Source organism: Paenibacillus sp. GXUN7292 (assembly GCF_050864975.1).
In the GTDB taxonomy this organism is placed as follows: Bacteria; Bacillota; Bacilli; order Paenibacillales; family Paenibacillaceae; genus Pristimantibacillus.
This window is the reverse complement of record NZ_JBOZWO010000088.1, coordinates 1-2,445: the sequence shown is the minus strand read 5'-3', so window position 1 is coordinate 2,445 and position 2,445 is coordinate 1. Positions and strand designations below refer to the sequence as shown.

Here is a 2,445-nt window from a genome sequence, read left to right as displayed (position 1 = left end):
CGGGCTGCTCACTGAGGACCGCAAGCCTAAAATTGATTTGGCCACTATAAAAGAAATTAATCTGGCGCCAAGAAAGAGCGCTCATGAACGTTAGAATTTGTTAGCAGCAATCTAAAAACCCTTGCCTTGCGCCTATAGGTGCGAGGTCTTTTTTTTGAAAAGATGCAACGCATAAGAGTTCAACTTACGTCTGTTTCTATATTTTTATTGATAAACGATTCTGTCCAACGTTCGGAGAAATGATAAATATCATTGATTCGACAGAAAATAATAAAATTCTTGAAAATAGGAATTGAACATTTTGAGAAAAAGGCATACTATAAACATATAGTAGTAAACGGGCTGTTACAGTTTGCGAGTTGTGAAAAAATTCACAATATCAGCTATTTCAAAATATAAGAAAATATAAGTTTCCTGCTTATACCTGATCTTATATTTCTCCGGAATGAAACGCGCGATCGCCAAAGGATGGCGACAGCCGTTTCACCTTGAGTAGCTGTTAAATATGATTTTAACAAGCTTGACTGCATACAGTACGCTAAATTTAGGGAGGCTGCAATTCGAATGGTCGAAACAGAAACAAAACAACCTGAGAGCAGTACGGAATCAGTATCTGTACGTGAACTGGATGTGCTAGAGCAATTGTTGAAGCCGGAAGTTCAAAGTTCGCTTAATGTATTGGTAGAAAATTTGCCGAAGCTGGCAGAAATGGTTACAATGCTGACCAAAGTCTACGATGTTGCTGTTACAGTAGCTAACGACAAGGTTTTGGTAAACGACATGATTCATGGCGTTGGCGAGTTCGTTAAGCCGGTTCAAGAAACGGCAAAAGGAATCGCTTCTGCAGCGATAGAAGCAAATGACAGAGCACAGGCGGATGCGGCGGCGACGATCGGTCTTTTTGGACTGTTGAAAATGATGAAGGATCCGCAAGTACAATCTGCATTCCGTTTTGCGCAAAAGTTTTTGGATGTATTGTCCGAGCGCAAGCAAAACGCCAATTCATAAGCATTTAAACTAGAACGGAGGATTAGCATGTCTGAACAGATTTTAATTTTAGGTGGCGGATACGGCGGATTGCTAAGCGCACTTACTGCCCGTAAACATTTTTCAGCTGAAGAGGCGTCAATTACGCTTGTGAATCGTGTTCCTTATCATCAAATCGTAACTGAGCTTCATCGTTTGGCGGTAAATGGCCTGGATGAGAAAAACGTTGCACTGCCGCTTGATAAGCTGCTCAAAAATAAATCGATTAACGTAATTATTGACAATGTAGACAAAATTGATCCAGACAATAAGAAAGTTCAGCTGTCTAGAAGCGGAAACCTTGGGTATGATAAGCTTGTCGTAGCACTTGGCGGCGAGACAGCATTTTTCGGCATACCTGGTCTGGAAGAAAATAGCATGACCCTGAAATCAGTTGACGAAGCTAAGCGTGTTTATGCACATATACAAGCTCGTTTGGATGCTTATGCGAAGTCGAAGGACGAGAAGGATGCTGCGATCGTTGTTGGCGGCGGCGGCTTGACTGGTATTGAATTGACCGGAGAAATTGCTGACAAGCTGCAGGAATGGTGCGAAGCAAAAGGCATTAATCGCAGTGAAATCAAGCTTTACAATATCGAAGCAGGTCCAACAATTCTTGCTGGCTTCCCGGCTGAGCTATTGGAGCGTGCAAAAGCAAGCCTTCAAAACCGCGGTGTTAACCTAATTATGGGTGTTGCGGTAACAGAAGTACAAGGCACAAAGGTTATGCTGAAGGACGGAAGCTCGATCGATACGAATACATTCGTATGGACAGGCGGCGTAACTGGAAACCCTGTCGTTGCAGACTGCGGCATTGAAGTGAATCGCGGCCGTGCAACAGTGAACGAATTTTTACAATCGACATCTCATGCAGACGTATTCCTTGCTGGCGATAATGCTGTTGTATTTGGTCCAGAAGGACGCCCTTATCCGCCAAGTGCGCAAATCGCATGGCAAATGGGCGAGGCGATCGGCTACAACCTATATGCTAACTACAAAGGTATTCCTATGAAGTCCTTTGAATTTGTAAATTCCGGCGTATTGGCAAGCTTGGGACGCAAGGATGCAATCGGTACAGTTGGCGCAAGCCAGCTTCGTTTGAAAGGCGTTCCTGCTTCTCTAATGAAGGAAGCAAGTAATGTTCGTTACTTGTCGCATGTGAATGGTTTGTTCTCTTTGGTTTATTAATATTAAATGATAAGAAAAGCCCCATTCAAAAGAATGGGGCTCTTTGAAGTTTTGCTGGTTAGCAAAAACTCTAACGAATCCTGGAAGCGCTATTTGGCCTAAAAAGCATCTTTTTAAAATCTAACGTAGATATACGATCTTATTGGTGCTCTAAGACGGCTGAAACGATGGTTTGTTCACAGATAGCGTAAACAGGATTCGTTACAATTTCAAAAGGGCTAATTTTGATGA

At 42.6% G+C, this 2,445-nt stretch carries 2 protein-coding genes; both read left to right on the top strand.

Annotation, left to right across the window (positions count from 1 at the left end; translation table 11 throughout):
- The first annotated feature begins 564 nt into the window (after positions 1-564).
- Positions 565-1,008, top strand: coding sequence for a DUF1641 domain-containing protein (locus tag ACRRU2_RS28445; RefSeq protein WP_331700075.1), 444 nt, complete (start codon positions 565-567; stop codon positions 1,006-1,008).
- Positions 1,009-1,035: 27 nt separating this feature from the next.
- On the top strand, positions 1,036-2,214 hold the full coding sequence (locus ACRRU2_RS28440; protein ID WP_331700076.1) for an NAD(P)/FAD-dependent oxidoreductase: 1,179 nt from the start codon (positions 1,036-1,038) through the stop codon (positions 2,212-2,214).
- Positions 2,215-2,445: the final 231 nt, after the last annotated feature.

Bases quoted from the DNA above. Each gene is read 5' to 3' on its own strand.
- ACRRU2_RS28440 (WP_331700076.1), top strand. From the start codon at position 1,036: ATGTCTGAACAGATTTTAATTTTAGGTGGCGGATACGGCGGATTGCTA.
- ACRRU2_RS28445 (WP_331700075.1), top strand. From the start codon at position 565: ATGGTCGAAACAGAAACAAAACAACCTGAGAGCAGTACGGAATCAGTA.